The 16,835-nt window shown below is 74.4% G+C and carries 1 pseudogene; it reads left to right on the forward strand.

Annotated features, from left to right (window positions below):
* Positions 1–2 precede the first annotated feature (2 nt).
* Positions 3–16,577, forward strand: a pseudogene (locus PS467_RS40810) (type I polyketide synthase); the annotation flags it as partial.
* Positions 16,578–16,835 lie beyond the last annotated feature (258 nt).

The raw sequence follows: 16,835 nt of genomic DNA on the forward strand, positions 1-16,835 counted from the left end.
ATCTCGCGGCTGCGCTCGGGGAACTCAAGCAGACCCGTCAGCGTCTGCAGAAGGCCGAAGCCGCCGGCCATGAACCGGTGGCGATCGTGGGTATGGCGTGCCGGTATCCGGGTGGTGTGGCCTCGCCGGAGGATCTGTGGCGGCTGGTGGCCGAGGGCCGGGACGCCATCACCGAGTTCCCGACCGACCGCGGCTGGGACGTGGACGGGCTCTATGACCCGGACCCGGAGAGCGTCGGGAAGTCCTACAGCAGGCATGGCGGTTTTCTGCACGACGCGGCGGACTTCGACGCGGACTTCTTCGGGATCAGCCCGCGCGAGGCGACCGCCACGGACCCGCAGCAGCGGCTGCTGCTGGAGACCGCCTGGGAGGCGCTGGAGCGTGCGGGGGTCGACCCCGCGGGACTGCGGGGAAGCCGTACGGGGGTGTTCGCGGGGCTGATGTACGGCGACTACGCCGTGCGGCTGCACCGCGCGCCCGAGGGGTTCGAGGGGATGCTGTCGACCGGCAGCGCGGGCAGCGTGGCCTCGGGGCGGGTCTCCTACACCTTCGGGTTCGAGGGGCCGGCCGTGACGGTGGACACGGCGTGCTCGTCGTCGCTGGTGGCGTTGCATCTGGCGGCGCAGGCGCTGCGCAACGGCGAGTGCGATCTGGCGCTGGCCGGCGGCGTCACGGTCATGGCGACGCCGTCCACTTTCGTGGAGTTCTCCCGTCAGCGGGGTCTCGCCCCCGACGGGCGCTGCAAGTCGTTCTCGGACGACGCGGACGGTACGGGGTGGGCCGAGGGTGTGGGTCTGCTGGTGATGGAGCGGTTGTCGGACGCACGGCGCAACGGCCACCAGGTGCTCGCGGTGGTGCGGGGCAGTGCGGTCAATCAGGACGGTGCGTCGAATGGTCTGACGGCGCCGAACGGTCCGTCGCAGCAGCGGGTGATCCGGCAGGCGCTGGCCAGCGGGCGGCTCGGCCCCGGCGACGTCGACGTGGTGGACGCGCACGGCACGGGCACGACGCTGGGTGACCCGATCGAGGCGCAGGCGCTGCTGGCCACGTACGGTCAGGACCGCCCGGAGGACCGGCCGCTGTGGCTGGGCTCGGTCAAATCGAACATCGGCCACGCCCAGGCCGCCGCCGGCGCGGCCAGCGTGATCAAGATGGTGATGGCGATGCGGCAGGGTGTGTTGCCGCGCACCCTGCACGTGGGGGAGCCGTCGCGCCACGTGGACTGGTCGGCGGGTGCGGTGAATCTGCTGACGGAGGACCAGCCGTGGCCGGAGGTGGACCGGCCGCGCCGGGCGGCGGTGTCGTCGTTCGGCATCAGCGGCACCAACGCCCACGTCATCCTGGAGCAGGCCCCCGCCGAGACCCGGCCCGCATCCGAGCCCGCCGAGGAGCCGTCCGCGCCGGCCGCCGCCGAGGACCGCCCGGCCGAGGGCGCCCCGGTGCCCTGGCTGCTGTCGGCCCGTACCGAAGCGGCTCTCGCCGATCAGGCGCGGCGGCTCGCCGGCTCCCTCACCGGACTCGACACCCTGGACATCGGCTTCTCGTTGGCCGCGCGGACGAGGTTCGAGCACCGCGCCGTCGTCGTCGGCCGCGACCGCGACGAGCTGCTGTCCGGTCTCGCGGCCCTCGCCGAGGGCCGGTCCGCCGCCGGTGTGGTCCGGGGCGAGGAGGTCGACGGCGGCCCGGTGTTCGTCTTCCCCGGCCAGGGCTCCCAGTGGGTGGGTATGGCCCGCGGGCTGATGGACGGCTCGCCGGTCTTCGCCGGGCGGATGGCCGAGTGCGCGGCGGCGCTGGCCCCGCACACCGACTGGTCCCTGCTGGACGTGGTCCGTGCCGCGGACCCCGCCGCGCTGGAGCGCGTGGACGTCGTCCAGCCGGTGCTGTTCGCGGTGATGGTGTCGCTGGCGGCGGTGTGGGAGTCCTACGGGGTGCGCCCGTCCGCTGTCGTGGGGCACTCCCAGGGCGAGATCGCCGCCGCCTGTGTGGCCGGAGCGCTGTCGCTGGAGGACGCGGCGAAGGTCGTGGCCCTGCGCAGCCGGTCGCTGCTGCGCCTCTCGGGACAGGGCGGCATGGTTTCCGTGGCGGCGTCGTTGGCGCGGGTGGAGGCCCGTATCGCCGCGCTGGGCGGCGGCCTCGAGGTGGCCGTGGTCAACGCGCCCGAGCTGGTGGTCGTCTCCGGCGACCCCGACGCACTCGACGCGCTGGTGGCGAGCTGCGAAACCGACGGGGTACGGGCCAGGCGGATCGCCGTGGACTACGCGTCGCACTCGGCCCATGTCGAGCAGCTGCGCGACGAGCTGGCCGAGGCGCTGTCCGGGATCCGGCCCGTGGCGGGGCGGGTGCCCTTCTACTCCACGGTCGGAGACGAGGCGTCCCCGGGCCGGAGTGAGGGCGAGGACGAGCCGACCGGCACCACGGCGCTTGACGCCGACTACTGGTACCGGAACCTGCGGCAGCCGGTGCGGTTCGACGCCGCGGTAGAGACGGCGATCCAGGCGGGGAACGAGCTGTTCATCGAGGTCAGCCCGCATCCGGTGCTGACCGGCGCGGTGCAGCAGAACGCCGAGCGGCTGGAGCGGAGGGTCGCGGCGATCGGCACGCTCCGCCGCGCCGAGGAGGAGCCGTACCGGCTGTTGACGAGCCTGGCCGAGGCCCACGCGCACGGCGCGGCCGTCGACTGGACCGCCACGTTCCACGGCGGCCGCCGGGTGGCGCTGCCGACGTACGCCTTCCAGCACGAGCGGTACTGGCTGCCGGACGAGCCGGGCAGCGGCGACATCGGCGCGGTCGGCCTCGGCGCGCTGGGACACCCGCTGCTCGGCGCCGCCGTCCGGCTGGCCGACAGCGACAGCGTCGTGCTCACCGGCCGGCTCTCCCTGCACACCCACCCCTGGCTCGCCGACCACGCCGTGGCGGGCGAGGCCGTCTTCCCGCCCGCCGCGTTCGTCGAACTCGCCCTGCGCGCGGGCGACGAGGTCGGCTGCGACGTCGTGGAGGAGCTGACCCTCAGGGCGCCGCTCGTGCTGCCCGCGTCGGGCGGTGTGCAGGTGCAACTCGTCATCGGCGCCCCCGTGGGCGCCCGCCGCTCGGTCGCGGTCTACTCACGCGTCGAGAGCGCCGACGAGGCGCAGGGGTGGGTCCAGCACGTGGCCGGCGTCCTGGCTGCCGGCACGGACACGGCCGCCCCTTCCTTCGACCTGAGCCAGTGGCCGCCTGCCGGCGCCCGGCCGCTGCCGGTCGACGACCTCTACGAGCGGCTCGCCGACCGCGGCCACGGTTACGGTCCGGCGTTCCAGGGCCTGCGGGCGGCCTGGCAGCGGGGCACCGACCTCTTCGCCGAGGTGGCGCTGCCCGCCGACACCGCCGGACAGGCGGCCCAGTTCGGCATGCACCCGGCGCTGCTCGACGCCGCCCTGCACCTGACGACGGCGAACGCCGACAGTGCGACGGACCACGGGACCGGTGGCATCACCCTGCCCTCCGACTGGTCGGGTGTGCGGCTGTTCGCGGTCGGGTCCTCGGTCCTGCGGGTGCGGGTCACGGCCGACGGCGCCGTGCAGCTCGCCGACGGTGTGGGCGCCCCCGTGGCGGCCGTGGACTCCGTGGCGTCCCGCCACGTGGAAGTGGCGGTGCGTGGCACGGGCGACTCACTGTTCCGGCTGGAGTGGTCACCCGCGCCCGCGCCCGCGTCCGCGCAGGCGTCGGAAACCCCGGCGCCGGTGGTGCTCGGCACGGACTTCGCCGACGTCGAGGACCTGCGGCAGGCGATCGAGGCCGGTACCCCGGCCCCGGATGTGGTGATCCACCCGACCGCGGGCGGGACGGCCCGTACCGTACTGCCCCTGCTGCAACAGTGGCTCACCCTGCCGGAGCTGGCGGGCACCCGGCTCGTGGTGGTCACCCGGGGCGCGGTGAGCACCGCCTCCGGCGAGGACGTGGCCGACCTGGCCGCCGCGACCGTGTGGGGCCTGGTGCGTTCGGCGCAGAGCGAGCATCCGGGCCGGTTCGTGCTGGTGGACCTGGACGAGGCGGCCGGACTGGCGGCCGCGTCCTCCGCGGTGGGGGACGAGGACCAACTGGCGGTGCGGGGTGGCCGGGTGCTGGCGGCCCGGCTGGTGCGCGCCGTGCCCGGCGAGGACAAGGACGAGGACGAGCGGCTGCCGGTGTGGCCGGCGGACGGCACGGTGCTGGTCACCGGTGGTACGGGGACGTTGGGCGGGCTGGTGGCGCGGCATCTGGTGCGGCGGTGGGGTGTGCGGCGGCTGCTGCTGCTCAGCCGCCGTGGCGCGGATGCGCCCGGCGCGGGGCTGTTGGCCGAGGAGCTGGCGGAGCTGGGCGCCCGGGTCGATGTGGTGGCGTGTGACGTGTCCGACCGGCAGGCGCTGGCGGGAGTCCTGTCAGGTGTGTCGTTGTCGGCGGTGGTGCACACGGCGGGTGTGCTGCGGGATGCCACGATCGCGTCGATGACCGGTGAGCAGGTCGATGAGGTGGTGCGGGCGAAGGCGGACGCGGCGTGGCATCTGCACGAGCTGACGCGGGAGATGGACCTGTCGGCGTTCGTGCTGTTCTCCTCGGCGGCGGGCGTGCTCGGCAGCCCGGGGCAGGGCAACTACGCGGCGGCGAACGCCTTCCTGGACGCGCTGGCCGCCTCGCGCCGGGCCCAGGGCCTTCCGGGTGTGTCGCTGGCGTGGGGTCTGTGGGCCCCGGCCAGTGACATGACCGGCGACATGACCGAGGCGGACCGCCGCCGCATGGCCCGTGCGGGCTTCAAGGCGATGAGCCCCGAGGAGGGGCTGGCCCTCTTCGACACCGCGCTACGGCTCGACATGCCGGCCGTCATGCCCGCGTCCTTCGACTGGAGCGCCGTGCGCCGGCAGACCGAGACGGTGCCCAGTGTGCTGCGCGGGCTGATCCGGCCCTCCCGGCGCACGGCCGCGGGCGGCGAGGGCTCCTCCGCCTTCGCCCGCCAGTTGCTGGCCATGGCCGAGCCGGAACGCGAACGCTTCCTCGTCGACCTCGTCCGCACCGAGGTCGCGGCCGTCCTCGGCCACGCGGGAGCGGACGCGGTCGCCGCCGACCGAGCGTTCAAGGAGCTGGGCTTCGACTCGCTGACGGCCGTGGAGCTGCGCAACCGGCTCGGCGCGGTCACCGGCCTGACGCTGCCCGCGACGCTGGTCTTCGACCACCCTCGCCCGGTGGCCGTGGCGCGGTACCTCCTCGGCGACCTGGTGGGCACCGCCGACGCGGCCCGGCCCGAGCTGCCGGTGGCCGCCGTCGCCGACGAGCCGATCGCGATCGTGGGCATGGCCTGCCGCTTCCCGGGCGGGGTCGGCACCCCCGAGGACCTGTGGCGGTTGGTGGCCGACGGAACGGACGTGATCTCCGGCTTCCCGACCGACCGCGGCTGGGACGTGGACGGGCTCTACGACCCGGACCCGGAGCACCCCGGCACGTCGTACACCCGCGAAGGCGGCTTCCTGTCCGCGGTCGCGGACTTCGACGCCGCGTTCTTCGGCATCAGCCCCCGCGAGGCAGCCGCGACGGACCCGCAGCAGCGGCTGCTGCTGGAGACGGCGTGGGAAGCATTCGAGCGTACGGGCATCGACCCGTCGACCCTGCTGGGCAGCCGGACCGGCGTCTTCGTGGGCAGCAACGCGCAGGACTACGCCGCGTACGTGGTGGGGGCGCCGGAAGAGAGCGTCGGATACCTGGCGACCGGCAGCGCCGCGAGCGTGATGTCCGGCCGGGTGGCGTACACCTTCGGCCTGGAGGGGCCGGCGGTGACGGTGGACACGGCGTGCTCGTCATCCTTGGTGGCCCTGCACCTGGCCGCCCAGGCACTGCGCAACGGCGAGTGCACCCTCGCGCTCGCCGGCGGTGTCACGGTGATGACCACACCCGGCCTGTTCGTCGACTTCAGTCGGCAAAAGGCGCTGTCGCCCGACGGCCGGTGCAAGTCGTTCTCGGACGATGCGGATGGTACGGGGTGGTCCGAGGGTGTGGGGCTGCTGGTGGTGGAGCGGTTGTCGGACGCGCGGCGCAACGGCCACCAGGTGTTGGCGGTGGTGCGGGGCAGTGCGGTGAACCAGGATGGTGCGTCGAATGGTCTGACGGCGCCGAATGGTCCGTCGCAGCAGCGGGTGATCCGGCAGGCGCTGGCCAGTGGGCGGCTGGGTCCCGGTGATGTGGATGTGGTGGAGGCGCATGGTACGGGTACGACGTTGGGTGATCCGATCGAGGCGCAGGCGCTGCTGGCGACGTACGGTCAGGACCGGCCCGAGGACCGGCCGTTGTGGCTGGGGTCGGTCAAGTCGAACATCGGGCATGCGCAGGCCGCGGCCGGTGTCGCCGGCATCATCAAGATGGTGATGGCGATGCGGCAGGGTGTGTTGCCGCGTACCTTGCATGTGGGGGAGCCGTCGCGGCATGTGGACTGGTCGGCGGGTGCGGTGAGTCTGCTGACGGAGGAGCGGGCGTGGCCGGAGGTGGGCCGGCCGCGCCGGGCGGCGGTGTCGTCGTTCGGTATCAGCGGCACCAACGCGCATGTGATTGTGGAGCAGGCCCCGGCGGAGGCCCGGCCGGTGCTGGAGCCCGCTGGGGATGGTTTGGTGCCGTGGGTGGTGTCGGCGAAGACCGGGTCGGCGTTGGGGGAGCAGGCGGGGCGGCTGGTGGACGTGGCGTCCGGGGCGCGGCCGGTGGATGTGGGTTTCTCGCTGGCCACGGGCAGGGCGTCGTTCGAGCACCGCGCGGTCGTGGTTGGCCGGGATCGCGACGTGTTGCTCGCCGGAGTGGAGTCCATTGCTGAGGACATGGCGGCACCTGGTGTGATCCGTGCCGTGGCGGAGGCTGGCAAGAGTCCGGTGTTTGTGTTCTCGGGTGAGGGTGCGCAGTGGGTGGGTATGGCCCGGGGTTTGCTGGAGGGTTCGCCGGTGTTCGCGGGTCGGATGGCGGAGTGTGCGGCGGCTTTGGAGCCGTATGTGGACTGGTCGTTGTTGGCGGTGGTGCGGGGTGAGGAGGGTGCCCCGTCGCCGGACCGGGTGGATGTGGGTCAGCCGGTGCTGTTTGCGGTGATGGTGTCGCTGGCGGCGGTGTGGGAGTCCTATGGGGTGCGTCCGTCGGCTGTGGTGGGGCATTCGCGGGGTGAGATCGCGGCGGCGTGTGTGGCTGGTGCGTTGTCGCTGGCGGATGCTGCCAGGTTGGTGGTGGCGCGGGGCCGGTTGCTGGTGGGTGCGCGGGGTGCGGGGGCGATGGTGTCGGTGGCGTTGTCGGCGGAGGGGGTGGGGGAGCGGTTGTCGGGTGGGTTGGAGATCGCGGCGGTGAACGGGCCCGCGTCCGTGGTGGTCGCGGGAGACCCGGCGGAGGTGGCCGGGTTCGCCGAGGCGTGTGAGCGGGACGGTATCCGTGTCCGGCAGGTCAGTGACGCGTTCGCTTTCCACACCAGCCAGATGGATGCCATTGGTGAGGAACTGGCGGCGGCGGTCGCTGGGTTGTCTCCGCGTGCGTCGGAGGTGCCGTTGTATTCGACGGTGACCGGTGGTCTGCTGGACACCGTCACGATGGACGCCGACTACTGGCGGCGGAATCTTCGGGAGCCGGTGCGTTTCGAGGCCGCTGTTCGGGCGTTGCTGGGTGCGGGGCACGGGCTGTTCATCGAGGTCAGTCCGCATCCGGTGCTGACCGGCGCGGTGGAGCAGACCGCCGAGGAACACGGCACCCGTGCCGTGGCTTTCGGCACGCTGCGCCGGGATGAGGATGACCGGGCGCGGCTGCTGACCAGTCTGGCGCAGGCGTATGTGCACGGCGCGGACGTTGACTGGTCCGTGTGGTTCGAGGGCCTCGGTGCGCGGCGGGTCGAGCTGCCCACGTACGCCTTCCAGCGCCAGCGGTACTGGCTGGAGTCCTCCACACAGACCGCGGATGTCGTGTCCGCCGGTCTGGGCACGGCCGGCCACCCTCTGCTGGGTGCGGCGGTCAGCGTCGCGGAGGCGGATGCCGCCGTGGTGCTGACCGGGCGGCTGTCGCTGCACACGCACGCGTGGCTGGCGGATCATGTGATCGGTGGGTCGGTTCTGCTGCCGGGTACGGCCTTCGTGGAGCTGGCGCTGCGCGCCGGTGACGAGGTCGGCTGTGACGCGGTGGAGGAGCTGACGCTGTACGCCCCGTTGGTGTTCCCGGCGGCCGGGGCGGTCCAGGTGCAGGTGGTGGTCGGTGATGTCGTGGACGGGCGGCGGCCCGTCGGCGTCCACTCCCGGGTCGAGGACGGCCAGTCGGCCGCCGAGTGGGTGCAGCACGCCGCCGGGACCCTGGTCGCCGGTGACCGTACCGAGCCGGACTTCGAGCTGACGCAATGGCCGCCCGCGGGCGCCGAGGCAGTGCCGGTCGACGACTTCTACGCGAGGCTGGCCGAGGCCGGATACGGCTATGGACCGGTGTTCCAGGGGCTGCGGGCCGTGTGGCGGCGCGGGGACCACGTCTTCGCCGAGGTCGCGCTGCCGTCCGACGCGGCGGCGCAGGCGGGGCGGTTCGGCATCCACCCCGCCCTGCTCGACGCGGCCCTCCAGGCCATGGCCCTTCAGGCGTTTTCCAGCGGTGAGATCATCCTGCCGTTCGCCTGGTCCGGGGTGCGGCTGCACGCCGTCGGCGGCTCCGCGCTGCGGGTCCGGCTGACGCGTACCGCGGCCGACGCCGTGGCCGTGGCCATCGCCGACACGGCGGGCGCGCCCGTCATCTCGGTCGACACCCTCACCATGCGCGAGGTCACACCGGAGCAGCTGGCCACGGCCTCCCGCGGTGACGACGGCATGCTGGGGGTGGAGTGGGTGCCCGTGGTCCACTCGGCGGTCCAGCCGACGCGGCTGGTGGAGTGGGCCGAGGGCGTTTCCTTTCCCGAGGACACCGACGGCGCGCGAGCGGTGGTCGTGGACTGCCGGACGGCCACGGAGGCGCCGGCCGGTGCGGACACACCGCGGGCGGTCTCCGCCGAGGTGCGCCGGGTGCTGACGGCCGTACAGGAGTGGCTGGCCCGGCCGGAGACGGCGGGCTGTCCGCTGGTGGTGGTCACGCGCGGCGCGGTGAGCACCGCGCCCGGCGAGGACGTGGCCGACCTGGCGGGTGCCGCTGTGTGGGGTCTGGTGCGCTCCGCGCAGAGCGAGCACCCCGGGCGGCTGTTCCTGGTCGATGCGGACGACCACGAGTACGTGCCCTCGGTGGTGGCCGCCGCGCTGGCGGCCGGGGAGCCCCAACTGGCCGTACGGCACGGCCAGGTACGGGCGGCCCGGCTGACCCGGGTGCGCGCCGCCGGCGAGGACGAGCGGCTGCCGGTGTGGCCGGCGGACGGTACGGTGCTGGTCACCGGCGGTACGGGGACGCTGGGCGGGCTGGTGGCGCGGCACCTGGTGCGGCGGTGGGGTGTGCGGCGTCTGTTGCTGCTCAGCCGCCGTGGCGCGGATGCGCCCGGCGCGGGGCTGCTGGCCGAGGAGCTGGCGGGGCTCGGCGCTCATGTCGATGTGGTGGCGTGTGACGTGTCGGACCGGCGGGCGCTGGCGGATGTGCTGTCAGGTGTGTCGTTGTCGGCGGTGGTGCACACGGCCGGTGTGGTGCGGGACGCCACGGTCACCTCGATGACGGGTGAGCAGGTCGACGAGGTGCTGCGGGCGAAGGCGGACGCGGCGTGGCATCTGCACGAGCTGACGCGGGAGATGGACCTGTCGGCGTTCGTGCTGTTCTCCTCGGCCGCCGGCGTCCTGGGCAACCCGGGGCAGGGCAACTACGCGGCGGCGAACGCCTTCCTGGACGCGCTCGCGGTGACGCGCCGGGCCCAGGGACTCCCGGCGGTGTCGCTGGGATGGGGTCTGTGGGCCCCGGCCAGTGACATGACGGGGGAGCTGAGTGAGGCGGACCGGCAGCGCATGGCCCGTGCCGGGGTGAAGGCGATGAGCGCCGAGGAGGGGCTGGCCCTCTTCGACACCGCGACGGCGGGTTCGGCGGCCACCGTACTGCCGATGCGCCTGGACCTGGCCGCCCTGCAGCGCCAGGGGCCGGAGCTTCCCCCGCTGGTGCGCGGTCTGGTGCGGCCTTCGCGGCGGGTGGCCGCGGGCGGCGCGGGCTCCTCCGACCTGGTGCGGCGGCTGGCGGGGCTCACGGAACCCGAGCGCGAGCGGCTGCTGGTGGACCTCGTCCGGTCCGAGGCGGCGGCGGCCCTCGGCCATGCCGGTGTCGAGGCGGTGGGTGCCGAGCGGGCCTTCAACGAGCTGGGCTTCGACTCGCTGACGGCGGTGGAGCTGCGCAACCGGCTCGGCGCGGTCACCGGTCTGCGGCTGCCCGCCACGCTGGTCTTCGACTACCCCCGCCCGGCGGCGGTGGCGCGGTATCTGCTCGGCGAGCTGGTGGGCGCCGCCGACGCGGCCGGGGCCGAGCCGGCCGTGGCCGCCGTGGCGGACGAGCCGATCGCGATCGTGGGCATGGCGTGCCGGTACCCGGGGGGCGTCGGGAATCCGGACCAGCTGTGGCAGCTGGTCGCGGGCGGCCGGGACGTCGTCTCGGAGTTTCCCGTGGACCGCGGGTGGGACCTGGCGAACCTCTTCCACCCGGACCCCGACCGTACGGGTACGTCCTACAGCCGGCACGGTGGCTTCCTGCACGACGCGGCGGATTTCGACGCGGGCTTCTTCGGGGTGAGCCCCCGCGAGGCGACGGCGATGGACCCCCAGCAGCGCCTGCTGCTGGAGACGGCCTGGGAGGCGATCGAGAGCGCGGGCGTCGACCCGGCGTCGCTGCGCGGCACCCGCACGGGTGTGTTCGCCGGTGTGATGTACAGCGATTACGCCGCGCGGCTGCGGCAGGTGCCGGAGGGCTTCGAGGGCCTGCTGTCCACAGGGAACGCGGGCAGTGTGGCGTCCGGCCGGGTGGCGTACACCTTCGGGTTCGAGGGACCGGCGGTGACGGTGGACACGGCGTGCTCGTCGTCCCTGGTGGCCCTGCACTTGGCCGCGCAGGCGCTACGCAACGGCGAGTGCTCCCTCGCCCTGGCCGGCGGTGTGGCGCTGATGGCCACCCCGACGACGTTCGTGGAGTTCTCCCGGCAGCGCGGCCTGGCGCCCGACGGCCGGTGCAAGTCCTTCTCCGACGCGGCCGACGGCGTCGGCTGGTCGGAGGGGGTCGGGCTGCTGGTCGTGGAACGGCTCTCCGACGCGCGGCGCAACGGCCACCCCGTGCTCGCGGTGGTGCGCGGCAGCGCGGTCAACCAGGACGGCGCGTCCAATGGTCTGACGGCGCCGAACGGCCCGTCGCAGCAGCGGGTGATCCGGCAGGCGCTGGCCGGCGCCCGGCTCGATCCGTCCGAGTTGGACGTGGTCGAGGGCCATGGCACGGGTACCAGGCTGGGCGACCCGATCGAGGCGCAGGCGCTGCTGGCCACGTACGGTCAGGGCCGCCCGGAGGACCGGCCGCTGTGGCTGGGCTCGGTCAAGTCCAACCTGGGGCACACCCAGGCCGCGGCCGGTGTCGCCGGTGTGATCAAGATGATCATGGCGATGCGTCATGGTGTCATCCCCCGGTCGCTGCACGCGGGGGAGCCGTCCCGGCACATCGACTGGTCGGCGGGCGCGGTCCGGCTGCTCGCCGAGGATCAGCCGTGGCCGGAGGTGGACCGGCCACGCCGGGCGGCGGTGTCGTCGTTCGGCATCAGCGGCACCAACGCCCACGTCATCCTCGAACAGCCGCCGGCCGGGGGGCTGTCCCCCGACGCGCCGCTCCTGGACGAGCTGCCGCCGGCCGAGGCGGTTGACGAAGCGCGGACGGAGGAGGGGCCCGCGGACGGTGCGGACGTGCCGGTGCCGTGGATGCTGTCGGCGCGTTCCGCCGAGGCGCTCGCGGAACAGGCGCGGCGGCTGGCCGAGGCGGTGACCGGCGACGGCGCTCCGCGCCCGGTGGACGTGGGGTACTCCCTGGCCACGGGCCGGTCGCTGTTCGAGCACCGGGCGATCGTCCTCGGCCGTGACCGCGAGGAGCTGGTGTCCGGTCTCGGCGCCGTCGCGGAAGGCCGTTCCGCCGCGGGTGTGGTGCAGGGCGGGCCGGCCACGGGGCACGAGCCGGTGTTCGTCTTCTCGGGCGAGGGCTCGCAGTGGCTCGGGATGGCCCGAGGGCTGCTGGAGAGCTCGCCGGTGTTCGCGAGCCGGATGGCCGAGTGCGCGGCGGCGCTCGCGCCGTACACCGGGTGGTCGCTGCTCGCGGTCGTCCGCGGGGAGGAGGGCGCGCCGTCGGCGGAGCGCGTGGACGTCGGCCAGCCGGTGCTGTTCGCGGTGATGGTGTCGCTGGCGGCGGTGTGGGAGTCCTATGGCGTGCGCCCGGCCGCCGTCGTGGGGCACTCCCGCGGTGAGATCGCCGCCGCGTGTGTGGCCGGCGGGCTGTCGCTGCCGGACGCCGCGGCGCTGATCACGGCACGGGCGCGGCTGCTGTACCAGGCCGGCGTGGCCGGCCAGGGCGGCATGGCCGCGGTCGAACTGCCCGAGGAACGGGTCCGCGCCCGGCTCACCGGGAACCTCGAGATAGCGGCGGTCAACGGTCCCGAGTCGGTCGTGGTCGCCGGGGAGGCCGGGGAACTGGCGGAGTTCGTGGCCGCGTGCGCCGGGGACGGCGTCCGTACCCGCCAGGTCAGTGCCGAGTACGCGTACCACTCCGCGCAGATGGAGGCCATCGGCGAGGCGTTCACCACGGTGGCGGCCTCGCTGACGGCGCGGTCGGCGACGGTGCCGTTCTACTCCACGGTCACCGGCGGGCCGCTCGATACCGCGGCGTGCGACGCCGACTACTGGTACCGCAACCTGCGCGACACCGTACGGTTCGAGGACGCCGTACGGGCCCTGGTGGCCGCCGGGCATCGGACGTTCATCGAGGTGAGCCCGCACCCGGTGCTGACCGCCGCGGTGCAGCGGACGGCCGAGGAGATGTCCGTCACGGTGGCGGCCTTCGGGACGCTGCGGCGCGGCGACGACGACCGGACGCGGCTGTTGACGAGCCTGGCCGAGGCCCACATCCACGGTGTGGCCGTCACCTGGGCCGAGGCGTTCACCGGCAGCGGCGCCCGGCGGGTGCCGCTGCCCACGTACGCTTTCCAGCGCCGTCGGTACTGGCTGGACTCCACGGACGGCGCGGCGGATGTTGCGTCGGCGGGCCTGGAGACCGCTGGGCACCCGCTGCTCGGCGCGGCCGTCGCCCTCGCCGGCGCGGACGGCGCCGTGGTGCTGACCGGGCGGCTGTCCCTGCGGACCCACCCGTGGCTGGCCGACCACGCGATCGGCGGTTCGGCACTGCTGCCCGGCACCGCCTTCCTCGAACTGGCCTTGCGCGCGGGCGAGGAAGCCGGCTGCGACGTGCTGGCGGAACTGACCCTCCACGCGCCGCTGGCGCTCCCGGAGACCGGCGCGGTGCAGCTGCAACTGGTGGTCGGCGCCGCCGCCGACGACGGCCGCCGGACGGTGCGGGCGTACGCACGGCCCGAGCGCGCCGGCCGGCCCGTGGCGTCCGGGGAACAGCCGGACGGCGAGTGGACGCTGCACGCCAGCGGTGTGCTCACCACCGAAGGCGTCGGCGTCGAGACCGGCTTCGACCTGGCGCAGTGGCCTCCGGCCGGGGCCGAGCCGGTGCTCGCCGAGGACGCCGTGGAAGAGGTGTACGAGCGGCTGGCAGGGCATGGCTACGAGTACGGGCCCGCCTTCCGCGGCCTGCGGGCCGTTTGGCGGCAGGGCCGCGACCTGTACGCCGAGGTCGCCCTGGACCCCGAGACCGCGGAGCAGGCGGGCCGGTTCGGTGTCCATCCTGCCCTGCTGGACGCCTCGCTGCACGTGCTCACCGTGCATGCCCTGGAACAGGCCGACGCGGGCAGCGGGCACGCGCTGTTGCCGTTCGTCTGGTCCGGGGTCCGGCTGCACGCGGTCGGTGCGTCGGGGCTGCGGGTGCGGGTGACACCGGAAGGGCCGGAGGCGGCGCGTATCCAGATCGCCGATGCCGACGGTGTGCCCGTGGCCTCGGTGCGGTCGCTGCTGTCCCGCCCGGTGTCCCTGGAGCGGCTGGCCGCCGCCGGGCGGAGCGGCGACGACAAGCTCTTCACGGTGCGGTGGGAACTGGTCGCCGGCGCCGCCGTCCCGTCCGCGGAACACCCCGCGCCGCCGGTCGTCGACTGCCGGGCGCTGCCCGCCGCCCCCGCGGCGGCGGTCCGGCAGGTGCTGGAGGAGGTGCGGCGGTGGCTGGACGGGGCGGACCCGGCTGGGCCGCCGCTGGTGGTGGTCACCCGGGGCGCGGTGAGCGCTGACCCGGGGGAGGCGGTCACGGATCTGGCGGGTGCGGCCGTGTGGGGTCTGGTGCGTTCGGCGCAGAGCGAGCATCCGGGCCGGCTGGTGCTGGTGGATGTGGACGAGGCGGCCGGTCTGGAGATCCCGCCCTCCCTGGTGCTGGGTGAGGAGAGTCAGCTGGCGGTGCGGGGTGGCCGGGTGCTGGCGGCCCGGCTGGTGCGCGCCGTGCCCGGCGAGGACAAGGACGAGGACGAGCGGCTGCCGGTGTGGCCGGCGGATGGCACGGTGCTGGTCACCGGTGGTACGGGGACGCTGGGCGGGCTGGTGGCGCGGCATCTGGTGCGGCGGTGGGGTGTGCGGCGGCTGCTGCTGCTCAGCCGCCGTGGCGCGGATGCGCCCGGCGCGGGGCTGCTGGCCGAGGAGCTGGCGGAGCTGGGCGCCCGGGTCGATGTGGTGGCGTGTGACGTGTCGGACCGGCGGGCGTTGGCGGATGTGCTGTCAGGTGTGTCGTTGTCGGCGGTGGTGCACACGGCGGGTGTGCTGCGGGACGCCACGATCGCGTCGATGACGGGTGAGCAGGTCGACGAGGTGGTGCGGTCCAAGGCGGACGCGGCGTGGCATCTGCACGAGCTGACGCGGGAGATGGACCTGTCGGCGTTCGTGCTGTTCTCCTCGGCCGCCGGTGTGCTCGGCAGCCCGGGGCAGGGCAACTACGCGGCGGCGAACGCCTTCCTGGACGCGCTCGCGGTGACGCGCCGGGCCCAGGGACTCCCGGCGGCCTCGCTGGCGTGGGGTCTGTGGGCCCCGGCCAGTGACATGACCGGGGAGCTGAGTGAGGCGGACCGGCAGCGCATGGCCCGTGCGGGCTTCAAGGCGATGAGCCCCGAGGAAGGACTGGCCCTCTTCGACACCGCGTTGGAGCTCGGCGCGCCGGCCGTCCTGGCCGCCTCGTTCGACCTGGCCGCGGTGCGCGGGCGGGCGGGCGCCGGACCGGTGCCGCCCCTGCTGCGCCGCCTGGTGCGGCCCGCCCGCCGGGCGGCCTCCGCGCTGCCCGCGCGGGAGGAAGCCGACCGGACGCGGCGGCGGCTCGCCGGGCTCCCGGCAGCCGAGCGCGAAGCGGCCCTGGTCACGGTGGTACGGGACCAGGTGGCCGTGGTGCTCGGACACGCGTCGTCCGAGGAGATCCCCGCCGAGACATCGATCCTGGAACTCGGTCTGGACTCGCTGACCGCCGTGGAGCTGCGCAACCGGCTGACGGCGGCCACGGGCGCCGAACTGAGCCCGACGGCCGTCTTCGACCACCCCACACCGCTCGGCCTCGCCCGCTTCCTGGCCGACGGCCTCGCCGCCCCGGCGCCGGGAGGCGCGGGAACCGCGGCCGACGCATCCGGGGGCGGCCGGGCGGCGGCTCCGCTCACCGCGCTGTTTCGGCAGGCGTGCGACGCCGGGCAGCCCACTGTGGCGCTGGCCATGGCCCGGGAGTTCGCCCGGCTGCGCCCGGTGTTCGACGCCACCGGTACGGACCGGTCGGCCGGCCCCGGTACGGGGAGCGCCGCCGGTCAGGGGACCGATCCCGCGGTCGGCCGCGGGGCGGTGCGGGCGTCGGCGCCGGTGCGGATCGCCCGCGGGAGTTCCGGTGCCGGCCCGGTGGTCGTGTGCGTCCCGTCGATCGTCGCGCTGGGCGGTGTCCAGCAGTATCTGCGGCTCGCCGCCTCCTTCGAGCCCGCGCAGGACGTCCGTGTCCTGGCCAACCCCGGCTTCGCCGAGGGTGAGGCGCTGCCCGCCACCATGGAGGCGGCGGTGCAGCACCACCTCCTGTCGCTCGAACAGGACACCTCCGACGGCCCCCTGGTCCTCGTCGGCCATTCCACAGGCGGTCTGCTGGCCCAGGCCGTCGCCGCCGGTCTGGAACGCGCGGGCCGGAGGGTCACGGGCGTCGCCATGCTGGACACCTACCTGCCGGGCGACGCGGGGGGCACGGCGGTGAGCGACGGCGTGCTGGGCGCGGTGTTCGCGGGGATGGCCCGGCGGGAGAGCGACATCCTCGGGTTCACCGACGCGCGGCTGTCCGCCATGGGCCGGTACCTGGAGCTGCTCGGGACGTGGGAGGCGCCGCGGATCTCCGTCCCCACCCTGCTCGTACGGGCCTCGGAACCGCTCGACGGCGCCCCGCCCGAGCTGATCGGTCCTGACGACTGGCAGACGTCCTGGCCGCAGCCGTACACCGTGACGCAGACACCGGGCGACCACTTCACCTTGCTGGAGGAGCATGCCGACAAGACGGCGCAGGTCGTCCTCGACTGGCTGACCGGACTCGTGTGACGGTCTGACCAGCGGATACGCAGCGGAAACGGACCGGCCGCGCGGAGAATCATCCCGCGCGGCCGGTCCGTTTCCGCGGAGAGGTCCGGTCAGGTGCGGCTGCCCGTAGCGCTTCGGCACGGCTTCACCGGCCGTGCGATCGGTTCAGGCCGTGGGTGGTGCTGACGGTGAGCCTGTCCTCGTATGTTGAGGTGGGCCATCGGCGCTCACGGCGGCAGCAACCGG

Source organism: Streptomyces luomodiensis, from assembly GCF_031679605.1.
Taxonomy (GTDB): domain Bacteria; phylum Actinomycetota; class Actinomycetes; order Streptomycetales; family Streptomycetaceae; genus Streptomyces; species Streptomyces luomodiensis.